Here is a 6,466-nt window from a genome sequence, read left to right on the forward strand (position 1 = left end):
GGATTTCTTATTTTATTTTCGCACATATAAAAAATAAAATACTTTAACCTGCTACATTGATGTAGTAGATAAATTTGTTTATAATAAAAGTATTATAATCTTTGCAGATAGGAAGGAAATCCCCATGAACTTGAAAAAAGGTATTGCCCTAGCGCTCACGGCGGCAGCATTAATGGCTTTTACAGGCTGTGGCTCAAATGGAACTACATCGAATGGTGAATACAAAGTTGGCGTTGTACAACTAGTTGAACATCCTGCACTAGATGCGGCAAATAAAGGTTTTGTTGATGCACTAAAAGAAAACGGTTTGGCAGAAAAGATTACTTTTGATCAACAAAATGCACAAGCAGACCAATCTAACTTGAATAGTATTGCACAGCGTTTCGTATCCGATCGTAAAAATTTGATTCTAGCGATTGCTACGCCAGCGGCTCAATCCATGGCGAATGCAACTCATGATATTCCAATTTTGGGTACGGCTATTACTGATTACGAAGCAGCTAAACTTGTTAAATCTAATCAAAAACCTGGCGGTAATGTGTCTGGTACATCCGACATGAATCCAGTAGAGCAACAAGTAGATTTAATTTTACAAGTAATGCCGAATGCGAAAACAATTGGCACTATTTATAGCTCTAGCGAAGTAAATTCTCAAATTCAAGTGGAGAAGATGAAAGCTTATGCAGCTACAAAAGGAATTAAAGTTGAAGAAGTTACAGTTTCTAACGTAAATGATATTCAACAAGCGGCACAAAATCTCGTATCCCAACGTGTAGATGCTGTATATGTTCCAACAGATAATGTTGTAGCTTCTGCTATGAGCAATCTCGTAGCTATTACCGACCCAGCAAAAATTCCTGTATTTGGCGGTGAAGATAACCACGTGAAAGGTGGAGCCGTTATGTCCTTGTCTGTAGATTACTACAAGCTTGGTTACCAAACAGGCTTGATGGCAGCAAAAATTTTAACTGGTGAAGCTAAAGTTGAAGACATGCCTATCGAAATGCAGAAAGAATTTAAATTAGTTGTGGGGAAAGATAAATTAGAAAAATTGGGCATCACCTTACCAGAGGATTTGATGAACAAGGCGACTATGATTTAATACATAACTGGTAAGGAGTTATACATGAACTGGAAAAAAGGTATTGCAGTGGCACTTAGTGCCATTGCTGTTATGGCAATGGTAGCCGGTTGTGGTTCTAATACCGCAACTAATGACCAAAAGAAAATTGGTGTTATTCAATTAGTAGAACATCCATCCCTTGATGCTGCTAATAAGGGCTTCGTAGATGCTTTAGCGGCTAAAGGTTATAAAGATGGTCAAAATATTAAAATTGACCAACAAAATGCACAGGCTGACCAATCTAATTTGAACAGCATTGCACAACGTTTCGTATCTGATAAAAAAGATTTAGTATTAGCTATTGCAACACCTGCGGCTCAGACGATGGCAAATGCTTCTCATGACATGCCAATCATGGGTACAGCTATTACAGACTACGTGACAGCTAAACTCGTTCAATCTAATGAACGCCCTGGTGGTAATGTATCTGGTACATCCGACATGACACCTGTTGAAAAAGAGGTTGATCTTATCATAGCATTAGTACCGAACGTAAAGCGTATTGGTGCCATTTATACATCCTCTGAAATCAACTCCCAATTACAAGTTGAAAAAATGAAAGCCTATGCTGCTACAAAAGGTATTACTGTCGTAGAGGCAACTGTTTCCAACGTAAATGATATTCAACAAGCAGCTACAAATCTTGTAAACCAAGATGTGCAAGCTATTTATACACCAACAGATAATGTATTAGCATCTGCTATGGCTAACTTGGCACAAATTACAGATGCTGCTAAAATCCCGGTATTTGCTGCTGACGAAGGCATGACAATGACTGGTGGCGTAGCAACATATTCTGTTGATTACTATCAATTGGGTTACCAAACAGGTTTAATGGCTGCAAAAGTTCTAGCTGGTGAAGCAAAAATTGCAGACTTAGCTATTGAGACACAAAAAGAGATTAAGTTAACTGTTAACGAAGAACGTGCTAAAAAATTGGGAATCACGATTCCTGAAGCTCTTCGTAAAGACATGAAACAATAGAGGAGATTTTAATGTTAGATTTAGTGGTAGGCACCATAACCACAGGCCTTTTATGGTCTTTGTTAGCGGTCGGCGTATTCATAACCTTCCGTGTATTAGATGTGGCTGACTTAACTGTGGAAGGTACGTTCCCAATGGGGGCGGCCATTTCCGCTATTTTAATTACAAGTGGTATGAATCCAATCCTTTCCATTTTACTTGCCGGTGTGGGTGGTATGATAGCAGGTGCTGTAACAGGCTGGATTCATACAAAATTGAAAATTCCTGCATTATTGGCCGGTATTTTGACAATGATTGCATTGTACTCTGTAAACCTTCACATCATGGGCAAAGCTAATGTATCTTTGCTTCGAATGGATACAATTTATACGATTCTTGGTGGATTTTTCCACACGCCGAATATGTGGTCTGCAGCCATCGTAGGTATTATCGTTGCTGTAGTTGTATGTTTGCTTTTATTTTGGTTCTTCGGTACCGAAATTGGTACAGCCTTACGTGCTACAGGTGTTAACCCTCAAATGATTCGCGCTCAAGGCGTAAATACTGATAATATGATCGTTCTTGGCCTTTTGATTTCCAATGGCTTTGTTGGTATGTCTGGGGCTCTTATCGGTCAATTCCAAGGCTTTGCTGATGTAGGCATGGGTATTGGTACCATCGTTATTGGTTTGGCTTCTGTAATCATTGGTGAAGTAGTATTTGGTACGAAATCCTTCGTACGCAGTCTCATCGCTGTAGTACTTGGTTCTATAGTATATCGTATCGTTATTGCTGCCGTTCTCTACATGGGTATGCCACCAAATGATTTGAAATTATTCACTGCAATTCTTGTTGCCATCGCGCTTTCCCTACCTACATTGAAAGCAAAATGGTTGGCTCGTTAAGGAGGACACTATGTTAGAAGTAAAAAATATGGTAAAAACCTTCTTTAAGGGCACAATTAATGAAAAGACTGCATTACAAGGCATCAACCTTCGTCTAGAAGAGGGTGATTTTTGTACTGTAATTGGTGGTAATGGTGCTGGTAAAAGTACTTTGCTAAACTCCATCGCTGGTGTATTTCCAGTAGATGAAGGATCCATTACAATTAATGAGATTGATGTGACAAAAATGCCAGAATACAAACGTGCTAAATACATTGGTCGTGTATTCCAAGACCCTATGGTTGGTACTGCTGGTAATATGCAAATCGAGGAAAACTTGATTCTTGCTATGCGCCGTGGTAAAAGCTTAGGTCTTAAATGGGCTTTCAAAGATAGTGAACAAGCATTTTTCAAGGAACGTCTTGCATTATTAGGCTTGGGCCTTGAAGATCGTTTATCTGCTCGTATGGGCCTACTATCTGGTGGTCAACGTCAATCCATTACATTGTTAATGGCTACCATGCTTCGTCCAGAACTCTTATTATTGGATGAACATACTGCGGCACTTGACCCTAAGACTGCAGAAAATGTGTTGCAACTAACAGATAAACTCGTTGCAGAACATAATCTAACAACTCTTATGATTACCCATAATATGCGTGATGCATTGCGCTTTGGTAATCGCCTTATCATGATGGACGCTGGTCGAATCATCTATGATGTTAAAGGGGAAGAAAAGAAACAATTAACAGTTGCTGATTTACTTCAAAAGTTTGAGGTAGCTGGTGAAAATGCACTGAGCGACCGTATGGTGCTAGGTGCTAAATAATAGAACGAAGTTGTAATCCATCTTTTGTTCAATTACTGTATTTTTGCTTTACAAGATAGGGCAGATACTGTATACTAAATTAGGTCGTAAGACATATCGTAAGCGAAGTATTCGATTCTCCAACGGTTACTTAAGCTTATCGGGATTATAATTTTTAGGAGGTAACATTAATGTTAACTACAGAAGCTAAATTAGCAGTAATTAAAGAATACGCTACTCATGAAGGTGATACTGGTTCCCCAGAAGTACAAGTTGCGATTTTGACAAGTCGCATTCAATACTTAACAGAACACTTGAAAGAGCACAAAAAAGACCATCATTCCCGTCGTGGTTTGTTGAAATTGGTTGGTCAACGCCGTAACATGCTTGACTACCTTCGTCGTAAAGATATCGAACGTTATCGTTCTCTTATCGAACGCCTTGGTCTTCGTAAATAATAAAATTAGCCGTCCTTTAGGACGGCTTTTTTATTTTGAATTGGCTATTTAGCTTTAATTGATATATAATTAGAAGGTATACATATAAGAAGATTTTTAGGAGGAATAGGAATGGAACAATTCCAAATGGACCTAGCTGGTCGTACGCTTACGATTGAGACTGGGGAACTTGCAAAACAAGCTGGCGGTGCTGTAATGGTTGGCTATGGTGATACTCGTGTACTCGTTACTGCTACAGGCTCTAAAGAGGCGAAGGACATCGATTTCTTCCCACTTACAGTAGACTATGAAGAAAAAATGTATGCGGTTGGTCGTTTACCAGGGGGCTTCATTAAACGTGAAGCGCGTCCACCTGAGTCTGCGATCTTGAATAGCCGTTTGATTGACCGTCCTATTCGTCCATTATTTGATAAAGGTGTACGAAACGAAGTACACGTAGTAGCAACAGTTATGTCTGTGGACCAAGATTGTGATCCAGCCATTTGTGGTATGATTGGCGCTTCCGCCGCATTGTCTATTTCTGATGTTCCTTGGAATGGTCCTATTGCAGGCGTTCGTATGGGACGTATCAATGGTGAATTTGTTGTAAATCCAACGAAAGCACAATTAGAAGAAACAGATCTTAATATCGTTGTGGCTGGTACTAAAGATGCTATCCTCATGGTTGAAGGTGGCGCTGAAGAAGTACCGGAAGATATCATTCTTGAAGTTATCATGGCAGCTCACGAAGAAATCAAAAAAATCGTAGCATTCCAAGAAGATATGACTGCAAAAGTAGGTAAGGAAAAACGCGTATTTGAATGTAAAGATGTTCCTGTTGAAATCAGTAATGCAGTTCGTGCCTATGGTCATGATAAACTTGATGCTGCAGTTCGTTGTGCAGATAAACAACAACGCGATGCACAAGAAAGCGAAGTACGTTCAGATGTATTAGCTCACTTTGAAGAAATCTACCCAGATAACTTGGCTGATGTAAATAAAGCATTTGATGCAATGACAAAAGAAATCGTTCGTCATATGATTACTGTTGAAAAAATCCGTCCAGATGGTCGTCAACTTGATGAAGTTCGTCCAATCTCTTGCCGTACAGGCGTATTACCTCGTACACATGGCTCTGGCTTGTTTACACGTGGCCAAACTCAAGTGTTGAATGTCACAACAGTAGCGCCTTTATCCGAAAAACAAACCATCGATGGCCTTGGTGTTGAAACTGAAAAACGTTATATCCATCATTATAATTTCCCATCTTTCTCGGTAGGGGAGACTCGTTCTTCCCGTGGCCCTGGGCGTCGTGAAATCGGTCATGGTGCATTGGCTGAACGCGCGTTGGTGCCTGTGATTCCAAGCGAGGCAGACTTCCCATATGCGTTGCGTTTAGTATCTGAAGTATTGGAATCGAATGGTTCTAGCTCCATGGCTTCCGTATGTGGTTCTACATTGTCTTTGATGGATGCTGGTGTACCTATTAAAGCTCCTGTAGCAGGTATTGCTATGGGTCTTGTAACTCAAGGGGAACATTATACAATTCTAACTGACATTCAAGGCATGGAAGATGCTCTTGGAGATATGGACTTTAAAGTTGCTGGTACAGCTAAAGGCGTAACAGCAATTCAAATGGATATCAAGATTTCCGGATTATCCCGTGAAATCCTTCAAGAAGCATTAGAACAAGCTCACAAAGGCCGCATGCATATCATGGGTATCATGCTTGATACAATTGCTGAACCACGTCAAGAAATGTCTCAATACGCTCCACGTATTATTACAATGAAAATTGATCCTGATAAGATCCGTGACGTAATCGGTTCTGGCGGTAAAGTAATCCGTAGTATCATCGAAGAAACAGGCGCTAAAATTGACATCGAAGATGATGGTACAGTATTTATCGCTTCTGTAGAACAAGAAGGGGCTGCGAAAGCTCAAGAAATCATCACTAACCTTACTAAAGAGGTTGAAGTAGGTGAAGTATACCTTGGTAAAGTAACTCGTTTAATGGCGTTTGGCGCATTCGTAGAGGTATTACCAGGTAAAGAAGGTCTTGTACATATTTCCAAACTTGCAAAAGAACGCGTTGAAAATGTAGAAGACGTAGTAAGTGTAGGGGATGAAATCATGGTAAAAGTTATCGAGATCGATAAACAAGGCCGTGTAAACTTGTCCCGTAAAGATTGTTTAAAATAAGAGGTGTTACATGGATATTCGTGGCTTTGAAGTAGTTTCTGCTTTTGAA

The 6,466-nt window shown here is 39.9% G+C and carries 6 protein-coding genes; all 6 read left to right on the forward strand.

Going from position 1 to position 6,466, the window contains the following annotated elements:
• The first annotated feature begins 124 nt into the window (after positions 1-124).
• The 6 genes from RYO55_RS07885 to RYO55_RS07910 all read left to right on the forward strand — a co-directional run bounded on the left by RYO55_RS07885 (position 125) and on the right by RYO55_RS07910 (position 6,417).
• Entirely contained in the window at positions 125-1,102 is a 978-nt protein-coding gene (locus tag RYO55_RS07885; RefSeq protein WP_118091508.1) for an ABC transporter substrate-binding protein, read from the forward strand.
• A gap of 24 nt (positions 1,103-1,126) precedes the next feature.
• On the forward strand, positions 1,127-2,107 hold the full coding sequence (locus RYO55_RS07890; RefSeq protein ID WP_060918818.1) for an ABC transporter substrate-binding protein: 981 nt from the start codon (positions 1,127-1,129) through the stop codon (positions 2,105-2,107).
• Positions 2,108-2,118: 11 nt separating this feature from the next.
• A complete protein-coding gene (locus tag RYO55_RS07895; RefSeq protein WP_004697183.1) occupies positions 2,119-2,991 on the forward strand; it encodes an ABC transporter permease in 873 nt (290 codons plus the stop codon).
• A 10-nt stretch (positions 2,992-3,001) separates the two neighbouring features.
• Complete coding sequence (locus RYO55_RS07900; protein WP_004697427.1) at positions 3,002-3,799, forward strand: ABC transporter ATP-binding protein; 798 nt, start codon at positions 3,002-3,004, stop codon at positions 3,797-3,799.
• A gap of 170 nt (positions 3,800-3,969) precedes the next feature.
• Entirely contained in the window at positions 3,970-4,236 is a 267-nt protein-coding gene (gene rpsO / locus RYO55_RS07905; RefSeq protein WP_004692991.1) for a 30S ribosomal protein S15, read from the forward strand.
• 111 nt (positions 4,237-4,347) lie between these two features.
• Positions 4,348-6,417: a polyribonucleotide nucleotidyltransferase gene (locus tag RYO55_RS07910; protein ID WP_314984942.1), complete on the forward strand. Its 2,070-nt coding sequence runs from the start codon at positions 4,348-4,350 to the stop codon at positions 6,415-6,417.
• Positions 6,418-6,466 lie beyond the last annotated feature (49 nt).

The sequence above is a fragment of the uncultured Veillonella sp. genome (assembly GCF_963551295.1).
Taxonomy (GTDB): domain Bacteria; phylum Bacillota; class Negativicutes; order Veillonellales; family Veillonellaceae; genus Veillonella.

What these genes read in the sequence shown, in the direction of transcription:
- rpsO (WP_004692991.1), top strand. Translation starts at nt 3,970, where the DNA reads ATGTTAACTACAGAAGCTAAATTAGCAGTAATTAAAGAATACGCTACT.
- RYO55_RS07890 (WP_060918818.1), top strand. Translation starts at nt 1,127, where the DNA reads ATGAACTGGAAAAAAGGTATTGCAGTGGCACTTAGTGCCATTGCTGTT.
- RYO55_RS07885 (WP_118091508.1), top strand. Translation starts at nt 125, where the DNA reads ATGAACTTGAAAAAAGGTATTGCCCTAGCGCTCACGGCGGCAGCATTA.
- RYO55_RS07900 (WP_004697427.1), top strand. Translation starts at nt 3,002, where the DNA reads ATGTTAGAAGTAAAAAATATGGTAAAAACCTTCTTTAAGGGCACAATT.
- RYO55_RS07910 (WP_314984942.1), top strand. Translation starts at nt 4,348, where the DNA reads ATGGAACAATTCCAAATGGACCTAGCTGGTCGTACGCTTACGATTGAG.
- RYO55_RS07895 (WP_004697183.1), top strand. Translation starts at nt 2,119, where the DNA reads ATGTTAGATTTAGTGGTAGGCACCATAACCACAGGCCTTTTATGGTCT.